Source organism: Naumannella halotolerans, assembly GCF_004364645.1.
In the GTDB taxonomy this organism is placed as follows: Bacteria; Actinomycetota; Actinomycetes; order Propionibacteriales; family Propionibacteriaceae; genus Naumannella; species Naumannella halotolerans.
The window spans coordinates 458,717-471,577 of sequence record NZ_SOAW01000001.1; the positions used below are offsets into that span (position 1 = coordinate 458,717).

Below are 12,861 nucleotides of genomic sequence, written 5' to 3' on the forward strand. Positions count from 1 at the left end.
TGGTGGGTCGACCTGCTCCACCGAATCGGGGTCGGCACTCGATCGGCAGGGGTCTGCCAGAATCATGGCCATGCCCGGATCGCCGTTGTCGGAGGACCCGATCGCCGCAGCCCGTCGGCAGTGGATCGCCCATGGCTGGGAATCGGCCGCTGAGGGGATGGCGGCGGTCACCTCGGTGATGCGGGCGCAGCAGATCATGATCGCCCGGGTGGAACAGGTGCTGCGGCCGTACCAGCTCAGCTTCGCCCGGTACGAACTGCTGATGCTGCTGCTCTTCAGCCGCGGAGGGGCTCTGCCGATGAACAAGGCGAGTTCCCGGCTGCAGGTCCACCCGACCAGCATCACCAACGCCGTCGACCGGTTGCAGTCCGCCGGCTTGGTCTTCCGGGAACCCCATCCGACCGATCGCCGGACGACCTTGATCAAGATCACCGATCCCGGACGGGAGCTCGCCGGCCGGGCCACCGAGGCGATGAACCGGGAGGTCTTCGAGCAGCCGGGCCTGCCGGACGAGCGGTTGCAGCAGTTGGTCCAGACGCTGGCACTGTTGCGCCGCGACGCCGGCGACTACCGGGACGGGACCGGACCCGGGGCGTGATTACGCGGTTGATCACCGCGGAGGAGGCACCGCCTCGATCTTTTCAGCGATTATGGCCCCCTCCGCGGAATCCAGGCGGCCATAATCGCTGACAAGACAGGTCGATGGCGGCAGGTACGTCGGGCGCGGCCGTCGAGCGGCTCAGCGGTGCCGGAACTCGGGCTGCCGCTTCTCGACGAAGGCTGCCATTCCCTCGGTCTGGTCCTCGGTGGCGAAGAGCGAACCGAAACTACGACGCTCGAACTTCACTCCTTCGGCGAGACCGGTCTCGAAGGCCCGGTTGACCACTTCCTTGGCCATCATCACCGAGGGCAGCGATTTGCTCGCAATGGTGTCGGCGACCTCACCGACGACGTCGAGGAACCGGTCGGCCGGTACCACTCGCGCCACCAGCCCCGACCGTTCCGCCTCCTCGGCACCGATCGTCCGACCCGTCAGGATCAGGTCCATCGCCTTGGCCTTCCCGACCGCCCGGGTGAGCCGCTGCGATCCGCCGATCCCCGGGATCACGCCCAGGTTGATCTCCGGCTGGCCGAACTTCGCGGTCTCCGAGGCAATGATCAGATCGCACATCATCGCCAGCTCACAACCTCCACCCAGGGCATAACCGGAAACGGCGGCGATGATCGGTTTGCGCGCAGCGGACAACCGGTCCCAGTCGGCGAAGAAGTCCTCGGTGTAGACCTCGGAGAAGGTCTTCGGTTGCATCTCCTTGATGTCGGCACCGGCGGCGAACGCCTTCTCCGAACCGGTGATCACGATCACCCCGATCCCCGGGTCGGCATCGTAGGCGGCCACGGCGCCCACCACGTCGTTCATCAGCTCGGTGTTCAGCGCGTTCAGCGCCCGTGGCCGATTCAGGGTGATCCAACCGACCCTTCCCCGCTTGTCCAGCAGGACGGTCTGTGGTTCGGTCTGCGGCTGCTCGCTCATTCACGTACCTCGTTGTCGTCGTTCGCCGACCGGTGCCGGCCGGCCTGGGGTTCGGTTCCGATGGTCGCAGATCGGGCACCGGACGGTCATCGGTGGGGCGAGAGCTCAACGTGTGATGCTGCGGCCGATCACCACGCGCATGATCTCGTTCGTCCCCTCCAGGATCTGGTGCACCCGGAGGTCGCGGACGATCTTCTCGATCCCGTACTCGCTCAGGTAGCCGTACCCGCCGTGCAACTGCAGTGCGTCATTGGCGATCGCGAACCCGTTGTCGGTCGCCAGCCGCTTCGCCATCGCGCATAACTCGACCGCATCGGCGGCCTTCCGGTCCAGGGCATCCGCGGCCCGCCAGAGGAGGCTGCGGGCGGCCTCCAGGTCGGTACGCATATCAGCCAGCCGGAACTGCAACGCGGGATTGTCGATCAGCGCGGCACCGAAGGCCTGCCGTTCACGGAGGTGGCGGACCGTGGCCTGCAGGGCGCTGCGGGCTCCGCCGAGCGAACAGGCGGCAATGTTCAGCCGACCGCCGTTCAAACCGTTCATCGCGATGCCGAAACCAGCACCCTCGCTGCTCAACAGGTTGTCCCGTGGGATCCGCACATCGTCCAGGATCACCTGCCGGGTCGGTTGGGCGTTCCAGCCCATCTTCTTCTCGTTGGCGCCGAAGCTCAGACCGGGTGTGTCCTTCTCGATCACGAAGGTCGAGATGCCGCGGGGGCCGGACTCCCCGGTACGCGCCATCAACACGTACACCTGCGCCGCGCCGGCGCCGGAGATGAACTGCTTCACACCGTTCAGCACGTAGTGCTCACCATCAGCCCGGGCGGTGGTCTGCAGCGCGGCGGCATCGGACCCGGCACCGGGCTCGGTCAGGCAATAGCTGGCCAGGCTCTCGGCCCGGCACAGGGCCGGTAACCAGCGCTGTCGCTGCGCATCGGTGCCGTAGCTGTCGATCATCCAGGCGGCCATGTTGTGGATCGACAGGTAGGCCGCGATGGAGGGATCACCAGCGGCGAGCTCTTCGAAGATGCGTACCGCGTCCAGTCGCCGCAAACCGGAACCGCCGACGTCCTCGGCCACATAGATCCCGGTCAGACCCATTTCGGCCGCCTCGGCCAGTACGTCGGTCGGGAAGTGCTTGCGTTGATCCCAGTCGATGGCATTTGGTGCGAGGCGGTCGGCGGCGAACTCGGCGACGGCCTCACCGATCGCGGATTCCTCACCGGTCAGTACGAACATGCAGCAGACACCCTTGTCGATTCGGTCGGTCCGGTCTGGCCGGACGATTGCTTGGACATCCTACTGTCGGATGTCCACTGGTGTGCTGCCTGGCTCGATCATTTGCCCGGTCGGAGGATCAGTCCAACCCTGAGGGTTTGTGACCAGAGGGTTTGCAGGACCGGATCGTCTGCATGACCGGACACTCTGCATGACCGGAATCACAGGAGACGCGGGACCGATCCGGGATCTCCGGTGGTGGAATGGGGAGTCGGCAGTTTGCCGCTGCCGGTACGAGCAGATGAGGACGTCGAGGCCCAATGGGCCGATGGAGGAGCCGTGATGGAACCGGGCGATCAGCAAACCGTTGCCGGGTTGGATGCAGAGACGTTCAAGAAGGTCTTCCGGCTGCACCCGGCCGGGGTGTGTGTCGTGGCCTTCGACAACGACGGTGAACCGGCCGGTTTCACCGCGACCTCGGTGATCTCGGTTTCCGCCGATCCGGCGATGCTGGCCTTCTCGATCGACTCCGGATCCTCCAACTGGCCCGGTCTCTCGCGTGCCGAGACAGTGGCGGTCAGCTTCTTGTCCGCCGAACAGGCCGAGGTCTCGGCCCGGTTCGCCGCTCGTCGTACCGACCGGTTCACCGGCGGCGGCTGGCACCGGCTGCCCACCGGCGAGCCGGTGATCGACGGCGCGGCCGCGTGGATCCGGGCGGCCGTGGCCAGTGTCGCCGAGGCCGGACGATCCCGCTTGGTGGTGCTGAATGCGCTGGAGGCCTGGCACACGGGCCGTCCGCCACTGCTCTATCGCGATCGCACGTACGTCCGGTTGCCGGTCGAGAGCGACCTGCAGCCGATCGCCCAGGTCAACGCCCGGCAACGGCTGGTCTCCGATGCTCCTGCCGACAGTGGAGCGGAGTCCGACACCCGGTTGTTGCCGCCCACCGACCCGGCATGAGTTCAGCCGGCCCGATCCCGTTCCCACCCGATCCCTCCCAGCCCGATCCCATCCGGCCCGATGCCACCCGGGACGTGGTCGGCGGTCGCCGGTGACCCCGAAGGTCGGCCGCCGGACCGGCCGCGGACTGCTCGTCCGAGATGTCGGAGCTCGCGCGTAATCTGGCGAAGTGGCAGATCCCTCGACCTACCGACCCGCACCTGGCTCGATTCCCGAGCAGCCGGGCGTCTACCGGTTCAGCGACGCGGACGGACGGGTGATCTATGTCGGCAAGGCCATCAACCTGCGCTCACGCCTGAATTCCTATTTCGCCGACCTCGCCAATCTGCACCAGCGCACCGCAACGATGGTCACCACGGCCGCCCGGGTCGACTGGACGGTGGTCAACACCGAGGTGGAGGCACTGCAGCTCGAATACTCCTGGATCAAGGAGTACGACCCCCGGTTCAACGTCAAGTACCGCGACGACAAGTCCTATCCGTGGCTGGCGGTCACCGTCTCGGAGGAGTATCCGCGGGTTTTCGTCGGCCGCGGGGCCAAGCGCAAGGGCACTCGGTACTTCGGTCCGTACAGCCATGCCTGGGCGATCCGGGAGACCGTCGACCTGTTGCTGCGGGTGTTCCCCATGCGTTCGTGCAGCAACGGTGTCTTCCGCAATGCCAGGGCCAGTGGCCGACCCTGTCTGCTGGGTTACATCGACAAGTGCTCGGCGCCCTGTGTGGACCGGATCAGCGCCGACGACCACCGAGCCATCGTCGATGACTTCATGGCCTTCATGGGAGGTCAGGGGACCGCCATGATCCGGCGGCTGGAGGCGTCGATGCGGACCGCCGCCGCCGAGCTCGACTTCGAACGGGCCGCCCGGCTGCGTGACGACATCGGTGCGCTGCAGCGGGCGATGGAGGCCAATGCGGTGGTCCTCGGTGACGGGACCGATGCCGATGTGGTGGCCTTGGCCGAGGATCCGCTGGAGGTTGCGGTGCAGATCTTCCACGTCCGGGCGGGCCGGATCCGAGGCGAACGCGGCTGGGTGGCCGACCGCACCGACGACGCCGAGACGCCGCAACTGATCGAGCAGTTCCTGCTGCAGTTGTACGCCGAGGTCGACCCGGCGGAGAACGGCGGCGCCGTACCGCGCGAGGTGCTGGTCCCGCGACTGCCCTCGAGCAGTGAGTCCCTGACTGAGATGTTGACCCAATTGCGCGGGTCGGCGGTACAGATCCGGGTCCCGCAGCGCGGTGACAAGGCCCGCCTGCTGGAGACCGTCTCCCGCAATGCTGCCGAAGCCCTGATCAGGCACAAGACCAAACGCGCCTCCGATCTCTCCACCCGCAACCGGGCCCTGGAGGAGATCCAGAATGCGCTGGATCTGCCGGAGATCCCGTTGCGCATCGAGTGTTACGACATCTCCAACCTGCAGGGCACCGAGGTGGTCGGGTCGATGGTCGTCTTCGAGGACGGCCTGCCCCGCAAGGGGGAGTACCGCCGGTTCGTCATCCGCGGCGTCGATGGACAGAACGACGTCGCCGCCATGGACGAGGTGATCACGCGGCGGTTCCGTCGTCTGCTCGACGAACAGGCGACCCTGCGGCAGGCAGCCGGCGAGGTCGGCGGACTGGTCGATCCCGACACCGGGGCGCCGAAGAGGTTCGCCTACCGTCCGCAACTGGTGGTGGTCGACGGTGGGCCACCGCAGGTGGCCGCCGCCTCGGCGGCGATGGCCCGCCTCGGGGTCGGCGACATCGCCGTGGTCGGCCTGGCCAAACGGCTGGAGGAGGTGTGGGTTCCCGACGAGGAGTATCCGGTCATCCTGCCCCGGACCAGTGAAGGCCTCTACCTGTTGCAGCGGCTGCGGGACGAGGCCCACCGCTTCGCGATCTCCCATCACCGCGGGCGTCGCAGCCGCACCATGGTCGAATCCGTGCTGGACGACGTCCCCGGTCTCGGTGAGGTCCGGCGGAAGACCCTGTTGCGGCACTTCGGTTCGTTGAAGAAGCTCCGGGAGGCCGAGGTGGACGACATCGCCCAGGTCCCCGGCTTCGGCCGGCGTACCGCCGTTGCGGTGAAGGAAGCACTCGACTCGGCGCCGAAACGCAAGGCGGCGATCAACACGGCTACCGGCGAGGTGCTGGACGACCCGCAATAATGACGGTGTGACTTCCGAACTCGAAGCCGCCGCACCCCGCCTGGTCGTGATCACCGGGATGTCCGGTGCAGGACGCCGGACCAGCGCCCATGTACTCGAGGACCTGGGCTGGTACGTGGTCGACAACCTGCCGCCGTCGATGCTGATGGAGCTCGTCGAGAAGGCCCGCAGCAGCGGTATCGACCGGCTGGCGGTGGTGCTGGACGTGCGCTCCCGCAGTCAGTTCGACCAGCTGCCGACGGTGTTCGCGGCCCTGGCCGAGACCGGCCACCGCCCGGAACTGCTGTTCATGGACGCCGAGGATGACGTGATCGTGCGCCGGCAGTCCTCGGTCCGCCGTCCGCACCCGTTGCAGGGTGATGGTTCCCTGCTGCAGGGCATCCGTCGCGAACGTGAGTTGTTGGCCGGTCTGCGGGCCGGTGCGGACATGGTGATCGACACCTCGGGCAAGAACCTGCACCAGCTCGGTGTGCTGGTCGCCAACGCCTTCGGTGGGGGCGCGGAGAAGCTCCGGCTGTGTGTCATGTCGTTCGGTTTCAAGAACGGGCTGCCCTTGGATGCCGACTTCGTCTTCGACGTCAGGTTCCTTCCCAACCCGCACTGGGTGCCGGATCTGCAGCCCCGGACCGGTCTCGACCCCGAGGTACGTGACTACGTGCTCGGCCAGACCGCCGCCCGCCCGTTTCTGGACCAGGTGGCCGGATTGATCGGTACCGCCGCGCAGGGGTACGAGGCTGAGGGCAAGCGCTATGCGACGATCGCCATCGGGTGCACCGGTGGCAAACATCGGAGTACCGCGATGACCGAGGAACTGGTCGCGATGTTGAATGCCGCAGGGTTGACGGCTGCCGCTGTGCACCGGGATCTGGGGCGCGAGTGACATCGCCGATGCACCTGCCGACCGTCACCGCGCTCGGCGGCGGCCACGGTCTGTTCGCCTCCCTGACCGCCCTGCGGCGGGTGACCGACCATCTGACCGCGGTGGTGACCGTCGCCGACGACGGGGGATCCTCCGGTCGGCTGCGCGCCGAGTTCAATTGTCTGCCGCCGGGTGACCTGCGGATGGCCTTGGCCGCCCTCTGCGGTGACGACGCCTCCGGCCGGTTGTGGGCCGACGTCCTGCAGTCACGATTCGGTGGCGACGGTCCTCTCGGTGGCCATGCCATCGGCAACCTGCTGATCGCTGGGTTGTGGGAGCGGCTCGGAGATCCGGTGAGCGGCTTGGACATGGTGGGCAAACTGCTCGGTGCCCGCGGTCGGGTGCTGCCGATGTCGCGGGTGCCGCTGGAGATCGTCGCCGAGGTGATCGGCCTGGATCCCTTGCAACCCGACGAGTTCACCGAGGTCCGCGGCCAGCACAAGGTGGCGGTCACCCATGGCGATGTCCGGACGATCCGGTTGGAACCGACCGAACCACCGGCCACCCCGGAGTCGGTGGCGGCGATCGAGGAGTCGGACTGGGTGGTCCTGGGACCCGGGTCCTGGTTCACCTCGGTGATGCCGCACCTGCTTGTCCCCGAACTCGCCCGGGCGATCACCCGTACCTCGGCCAAACGAATCCTCACCCTCAACCTGGTCTCGTCCAGCGAAACCCAGGACTACACCGCGGCGCAGCACCTGGAACTGCTCGTCGAGCATGCCCCGGAGATCCGTCTGGACGTCGTGCTGGCCGACCAGCAGTTCGTCCGTGACGACCGGCACCTGGCGGCCTATGCAGCCTCGCTCGGTGCCGAGCTGGTGGTCGCCGACCTGGCGGTACGCGACGGTACGGCCCGGCACGACCCGTTGCGCCTGGCCTCCATCTACGCCGAGCTGATGGGCGTCTGAGCCGGTCGCCGCCAAAGAGGCCTGCATACCCCGATCTGTGGTTGGATACCCGACATGGCCATGACGCAGCAGGTGAAGGCGGAACTCGCCACCGTCGAGGTCACCCGGCCGACGACTCGTCGGGCCGAGATGGCCGCGATGCTCAGATTCTCCGGGGGACTGCACATCGCCGGCGGGCGGATCGTGATCGAGGCCGAGCTGGACACCGATGTGGCCGCCGAGCGTCTGTCGGCCGCCATCGAGGACCTCTTCGGCTACCGCAGTGATCTCGTGGTCGTCAACGGATCGGGTCTGCGGCGGGGGAGTCGGTACGTCGTGCGGGTGATCCGCGACGGTGATGCGCTGGCCCGGCAGACCGGTCTGGTCGATTCCAAGGGGCGCCCGGCCCGTGGGTTGCCGGCACAGGTCGTCAGCGGTTCGCTCGCCGACTGTGTCGCCGCCTGGCGCGGCGCCTTCCTGGCCCACGGTTCACTCACCGAACCCGGTCGATCGATGTCGCTGGAACTGACCTGCCCCGGCCCGGAGGCCGCCCTCGCGCTGGTCGGTGCGGCCCGCCGGCTCGGGGTGCCGGCGAAGGCCCGCGAGGTCCGCAACATCGATCGCGTGGTGGTCCGCGACGGCGACGGGATCGCTGCGTTGTTGGCCCGGATGGGGGCACATCAGTCCCTGCTGGCCTGGGAGGAGCGCCGGATGCGCCGTGAGGTACGGGCCTCGGCGAACCGGCTGGCGAACTTCGACGATGCGAATCTGCGCCGCTCCGCGCGTGCTGCGGTGGCTGCCGGTGCCAGGGTGGAGCGGGCCCTGGAGATCCTCGCCGATGACGTACCCGATCACCTGAAGGCGGCCGGTGATCTTCGGCTGCAGCACAAGCAGGCCTCGTTGGAGGAGCTCGGGCAGTTGCACGATCCGCCCCTGACCAAGGACGCCGTGGCGGGCCGGATCCGACGCCTGCTGGCGACCGCCGACAAGCGCGCGGCCGAGCTCGGGATCCCCGGGACCGAGGCCAGTCTGACCCCGGACATGCTCGAGGACTCCTGACCGACCGGACCCCCGATGGTCGTTGGCCTACCACCTCCCGGTGGCGGGTCGGGGTTCGTTAGAATGAGGGGTGTCAGAAGCGGCTGGAGCCGTCGGCTCCGCCCAGACCTCTCCCTAAGGAGCATCGCGTATGACCATCAAGGTTGGCATCAACGGTTTCGGCCGGATCGGCCGTAACTTCTTCCGCGCAGTCGCCGCCTCCGGCGCCGACATCGAAGTGGTGGCCGCCAACGACCTCACCGACAACGAAGCCCTGGCACACCTGTTGAAGTTCGACTCCGTGCTCGGTCGTTTCCCCGGTGAGGTGACCGCCGATTCCGAGGGCATCGTGGTCGACGGCAAGAAGATCAAGATCTTCGCCGAGAAGGATCCCGCCAGCATTCCGTGGGGTGAGGTGGGAGCCGATGTCGTGGTCGAGTCGACCGGCATCTTCACCGACGCCGAGAAGGCCAAGGCACACATCGACGGCGGCGCCAAGAAGGTGATCATCTCGGCTCCGGCGAAGAACGAGGACATCACCATCGTGATGGGCGTCAACGACGGCGACTACGACCCGGCGACGCACAACATCGTCTCCAATGCGTCCTGCACCACCAACTGCCTGGCGCCGATGGCGAAGGCGCTGCACGAGGGTCTGGGCATCGTCAGGGGTCTGATGACCACCATCCATGCCTACACCCAGGATCAGAACCTGCAGGACGGTCCGCACAAGGATCCGCGTCGCGCCCGCGCCGCAGCGCAGAACATCGTTCCCACCTCCACCGGTGCTGCCAAGGCGATCGCCCTGGTGATGCCGGATCTGAAGGGCAAGCTGGACGGTTACGCGTTGCGCGTACCGGTGATCACCGGTTCGGCCACCGACCTGACCTTCGAGGCCCCGCGAGAGACCACCGTCGAGGAGGTCAACGAGATCGTCAAGGCGGCCGCCGAGTCCGGTCCGCTCGCTCCGTACCTGAACTACTCGACCGATCCGCTGGTCTCGACCGACATCGTGACCGATCCGGCTTCGTGTGTCTTCGATTCCGGCCTGACCAAGGTGATCGGCAACCAGGTGAAGGTCGTCGGCTGGTACGACAATGAGTGGGGCTACTCTAACCGGCTGGTCGATCTGACCAAGCTGGTCGGTAGCACGCTCTGATCATCACCTTCGACACACCGCAGTGCTCGATCGTCATCGACGATCCGAGCTGACAGAAAGGACCGGGGACCGATGAAGTCCATAGATGATCTTGGTGATCTGAAGGGCAAGCGGGTGATCATCCGCTGTGACCTGAATGTGCCGCTGGACGGCACGAGGATCACCGACGACGGGCGGATTCGGGCCTCGGTCCCCAGCTTGTCGAAGCTGACCGCGGCCGGTGCGAAGGTGATCGTGCTGGCCCACCTCGGGCGGCCGAAGGGCAAGCCCAATCCGGAGTTCTCGCTGGCGCCGGTGGCGCAGCGGCTGGGTGAGTTGCTGGGTGCCCCGGTCGCGTTCGCGACCGACACCACCGGCGAGTCCGCGACCGAGACCGTGACCGATCTGGCCGACGGGCAGGTCGCCCTGTTGGAGAACGTCCGGTTCGATCCGCGTGAGGAGTCCAAGGACGAGTCCGAGCGTGCCGAGCTGGCGGCCGAGTACGCGAAGCTGGGGGATGTCTTCGTCTCCGACGGTTTCGGTGTCGTGCACCGCAAGCAGGCTTCGGTCTACGACCTGGCGAAGCTGTTGCCGCATGCGGCAGGTGAACTGGTGGCCGCCGAGACCGAGGTGCTGAAGCGGCTCACCGACGATCCGCAGCGGCCGTTCGTGGTGGTCCTGGGTGGTTCGAAGGTGTCGGACAAGCTCGCCGTGATCGACAATCTGCTGGACAGCGCCGATGCGCTGCTGATCGGCGGCGGCATGGTCTTCACCTTCCTGGCCGCCGAGGGCAAGGGGGTCGGGAAGTCGTTGTTGGAGGCCGACCAGATCGACACCTGCGGCTCCTACCTGGAGCGCGCGAAGCAGCAGGGCACCGAGATCCTGCTGCCGACCGACATCGTCGTCGGACCCGAGTTCTCCGCCGATGCGCCGCCGACCGTGGTCAGCGCCGACGCGATTCCCGACGATCAACTCGGGATGGACATCGGGCCCGAATCGACCAAGGCGTTCGCCGAGCGGATCGTTTCGGCGAAGACCGTCTTCTGGAACGGCCCGATGGGTGTGGCCGAGTTCGAGGCCTACGCGGCCGGGACCAAGGGCGTGGCCAAGGCACTCACCGAGGTCGACGGCCTGTCGGTCGTCGGCGGTGGCGATTCCGCCGCCGCGGTCCGTGAGCTGGGGTTCGCCGATGACGACTTCGGCCACATCTCCACCGGCGGCGGCGCCAGCTTGGAGTACTTGGAAGGAAAGCAATTGCCCGGGCTGGAAGTTCTGGAGGACTGATCGATGACACGTACACCCCTGATGGCCGGCAACTGGAAGTCGAACCTCAATCACGTCGAGGCGACCGGACTGGTGCAGAAGCTGGCCTGGACCCTGCAGGACAAGCGCTGGGACGCCGAGAAGTCGGAGGTGGTGGTCTTCCCGCCGTTCACCGACCTGCGGACCGTGCAGACCCTGATCGACGGGGACAAGCTGAAGTTACTGCTCGGTGCGCAGGATGTGTCGACCCACGACGGGGGCGCCCATACCGGTGAGATCTCGGCGAAGATGCTGGCCAAACTCGGCTGTCGCTATGTCATCGTCGGGCACTCCGAGCGGCGTACCGACCTCGGTGAGACCAATGCCGATGTGCAGGCCAAGGCGGTCCGTGCGCTGGTCGAGGACATCATCCCGGTGATCTGCGTCGGTGAGGGACTCCAGACCCGGGAGGCCGGTGAGCAGATTCCGTTCGTGCTCGAACAGGTCGGCGGCTCGATCAATGGTCTGAAGCCCGATGACATCGCGCGCAGCGTGATCGCCTACGAACCTGTCTGGGCGATCGGTACCGGCAAGGTGGCGACCCCGGAGGACGCCCAGGAGGTCTGTGGCGCGATCCGTCGCTACCTGGCCGAGGATTTCGGCAATGAGGTGGCCGAGCAGGTACGTGTGCTCTACGGCGGGTCGGTGAAGTCGTCCAATGTGGTCGCCCTGATGTCCCAGCCCGACATCGACGGCTGCCTGGTGGGCGGCGCGTCGCTGCAGGTGGAGGAGTTCGCCGCCATCGGACGCTTCTACGACCTGGTCGGCAGCTGAGCAAGCACTGCGCCGTTCGTCCCGGTGTGCGTTTGTCGGGGCCAACAGTTAAAGTGACGCCGTGCCTTTGCCCGAGTTCGAGCTCCGCGTGAGGGGTTGGTCCGCATGACTGCGCCGATCCTGATCCTGTCGATCGTCCTGATCGTCCTGAGCGTCATCCTGACCCTGTCGGTTCTGCTGCACAAGGGCCGTGGTGGCGGTATGTCCGACCTCTTCGGTGGTGGCATGTCGACCAGTTTCGGTGGTGCTTCGGCCGCGGAGCGGCGTTTGGACAAGCTCACGGTCGTCCTGTCCTTGCTCTGGGTGGCCGTGGTGGTCGCGCTGCTGGTGCTCTACCGGTGGTTCCCGTGAGTTGAGCGTGTTGTGGCGGGTTCATTCCGTGCGACGCCGCCTGCCTGTCGGCAGGTACGCAAGCCCCAGCAAGCAGTCCCCATTCAGCAATCAAGGGAGTAAGTCACAGTGGTAGGTGGAAGTGCGATCCGCGGCAGTCGGGTCGGAGCCGGACCGATGGGCGAGGCCGAGCGTGGCGACACCGCCCCGCGGACCCAGGTGTCGTTCTTCTGTGCGAACAAGCACGAGACCCGTCCGGCTTTCGCCATGGAGGCAGAGATCCCGGAGACCTGGGACTGCCCGCGCTGTGGTCTGCCGGCGAACACCGACGCCGACAACCCGCCGCCGCCGCCGAAGACCACGCCGTACAAAACGCACCTGGCCTATGTGAAGGAGCGTCGTTCGGATTCCGAGGCGGACGCGATCCTCGCCGAGGCACTGGAACTGCTGCGGGACCGTCGGGCCCGCGGTGAAGTGATCTACTGAGTCGAAACCGACTGTCACCGAATCAGGGCGGCAGCAGCGCCAGGTGCGCTGCGGCCGCCCTGTTTGCGGTTTCGCCGGAGCCCGGAGACCGGAGCCCGACGCCCGGGGCAATTTCGTCGAAGAGCAGCCTCC

Annotated in this window: 13 protein-coding genes; 11 read left to right on the forward strand and 2 right to left on the reverse strand. The window is 66.9% G+C overall.

Features of this window, described 5'->3' with window-relative positions; all coding sequences use genetic code 11:
• Positions 1-70 precede the first annotated feature (70 nt).
• Positions 71-598: a MarR family winged helix-turn-helix transcriptional regulator gene (locus CLV29_RS02145; RefSeq protein ID WP_133753429.1), complete on the forward strand. Its 528-nt coding sequence runs from the start codon at positions 71-73 to the stop codon at positions 596-598.
• 141 nt (positions 599-739) lie between these two features.
• Here the strand turns inward: CLV29_RS02145 and CLV29_RS02150 are convergent, their stop codons facing one another.
• Positions 740-1,531, reverse strand: a complete 792-nt coding sequence (locus tag CLV29_RS02150; protein WP_133753430.1) for an enoyl-CoA hydratase — start codon at positions 1,529-1,531, stop codon at positions 740-742.
• A 105-nt stretch (positions 1,532-1,636) separates the two neighbouring features.
• The gene (locus tag CLV29_RS02155; protein ID WP_133753431.1) at positions 1,637-2,770 is read right to left on the reverse strand and encodes an acyl-CoA dehydrogenase family protein; all 1,134 of its coding nucleotides are present in this window, start codon (positions 2,768-2,770) and stop codon (positions 1,637-1,639) included.
• A gap of 234 nt (positions 2,771-3,004) precedes the next feature.
• On the opposite strand from CLV29_RS02155, the gene CLV29_RS02160 reads away from it, so the two are divergent.
• The 10 genes from CLV29_RS02160 to CLV29_RS02205 all read left to right on the forward strand — a co-directional run bounded on the left by CLV29_RS02160 (position 3,005) and on the right by CLV29_RS02205 (position 12,729).
• On the forward strand, positions 3,005-3,709 hold the full coding sequence (locus CLV29_RS02160) for a flavin reductase family protein (protein WP_208292723.1): 705 nt from the start codon (positions 3,005-3,007) through the stop codon (positions 3,707-3,709).
• A 169-nt stretch (positions 3,710-3,878) separates the two neighbouring features.
• A complete protein-coding gene (gene uvrC / locus CLV29_RS02165; protein ID WP_133753432.1) occupies positions 3,879-5,855 on the forward strand; it encodes an excinuclease ABC subunit UvrC in 1,977 nt (658 codons plus the stop codon).
• A gap of 7 nt (positions 5,856-5,862) precedes the next feature.
• Positions 5,863-6,735, forward strand: coding sequence for an RNase adapter RapZ (gene rapZ, locus CLV29_RS02170; RefSeq protein ID WP_133753433.1), 873 nt, complete (start codon positions 5,863-5,865; stop codon positions 6,733-6,735).
• Positions 6,736-6,743: 8 nt separating this feature from the next.
• The gene (locus tag CLV29_RS02175; protein WP_133754973.1) at positions 6,744-7,682 is read left to right on the forward strand and encodes a gluconeogenesis factor YvcK family protein; all 939 of its coding nucleotides are present in this window, start codon (positions 6,744-6,746) and stop codon (positions 7,680-7,682) included.
• A gap of 54 nt (positions 7,683-7,736) precedes the next feature.
• Positions 7,737-8,720, forward strand: coding sequence for a DNA-binding protein WhiA (gene whiA, locus CLV29_RS02180; RefSeq protein WP_133753434.1), 984 nt, complete (start codon positions 7,737-7,739; stop codon positions 8,718-8,720).
• A gap of 130 nt (positions 8,721-8,850) precedes the next feature.
• Complete coding sequence (gap, locus tag CLV29_RS02185) at positions 8,851-9,858, forward strand: type I glyceraldehyde-3-phosphate dehydrogenase (protein WP_133753435.1); 1,008 nt, start codon at positions 8,851-8,853, stop codon at positions 9,856-9,858.
• Between the two features lie 72 nt (positions 9,859-9,930).
• The gene (locus CLV29_RS02190; protein WP_133753436.1) at positions 9,931-11,121 is read left to right on the forward strand and encodes a phosphoglycerate kinase; all 1,191 of its coding nucleotides are present in this window, start codon (positions 9,931-9,933) and stop codon (positions 11,119-11,121) included.
• A 3-nt stretch (positions 11,122-11,124) separates the two neighbouring features.
• Positions 11,125-11,913 carry a triose-phosphate isomerase gene (tpiA, locus tag CLV29_RS02195; protein WP_133753437.1) on the forward strand — a complete coding sequence of 263 codons (789 nt, stop codon included), beginning with the start codon at positions 11,125-11,127 and terminating at the stop codon, positions 11,911-11,913.
• A 105-nt stretch (positions 11,914-12,018) separates the two neighbouring features.
• Positions 12,019-12,264: a preprotein translocase subunit SecG gene (gene secG, locus CLV29_RS02200; protein WP_133753438.1), complete on the forward strand. Its 246-nt coding sequence runs from the start codon at positions 12,019-12,021 to the stop codon at positions 12,262-12,264.
• A 108-nt stretch (positions 12,265-12,372) separates the two neighbouring features.
• Positions 12,373-12,729 carry an RNA polymerase-binding protein RbpA gene (locus tag CLV29_RS02205; RefSeq protein ID WP_133753439.1) on the forward strand — a complete coding sequence of 119 codons (357 nt, stop codon included), beginning with the start codon at positions 12,373-12,375 and terminating at the stop codon, positions 12,727-12,729.
• Positions 12,730-12,861 lie beyond the last annotated feature (132 nt).

What these genes read in the sequence shown, in the direction of transcription:
- CLV29_RS02145 (WP_133753429.1), top strand. Translation starts at nt 71, where the DNA reads ATGCCCGGATCGCCGTTGTCGGAGGACCCGATCGCCGCAGCCCGTCGG.
- CLV29_RS02150 (WP_133753430.1), bottom strand. Translation starts at nt 1,531, where the DNA reads ATGAGCGAGCAGCCGCAGACCGAACCACAGACCGTCCTGCTGGACAAG.
- CLV29_RS02155 (WP_133753431.1), bottom strand. Translation starts at nt 2,770, where the DNA reads ATGTTCGTACTGACCGGTGAGGAATCCGCGATCGGTGAGGCCGTCGCC.
- CLV29_RS02175 (WP_133754973.1), top strand. Translation starts at nt 6,744, where the DNA reads ATGCACCTGCCGACCGTCACCGCGCTCGGCGGCGGCCACGGTCTGTTC.
- whiA (WP_133753434.1), top strand. Translation starts at nt 7,737, where the DNA reads ATGGCCATGACGCAGCAGGTGAAGGCGGAACTCGCCACCGTCGAGGTC.
- gap (WP_133753435.1), top strand. Translation starts at nt 8,851, where the DNA reads ATGACCATCAAGGTTGGCATCAACGGTTTCGGCCGGATCGGCCGTAAC.
- CLV29_RS02190 (WP_133753436.1), top strand. Translation starts at nt 9,931, where the DNA reads ATGAAGTCCATAGATGATCTTGGTGATCTGAAGGGCAAGCGGGTGATC.
- tpiA (WP_133753437.1), top strand. Translation starts at nt 11,125, where the DNA reads ATGACACGTACACCCCTGATGGCCGGCAACTGGAAGTCGAACCTCAAT.
- secG (WP_133753438.1), top strand. Translation starts at nt 12,019, where the DNA reads ATGACTGCGCCGATCCTGATCCTGTCGATCGTCCTGATCGTCCTGAGC.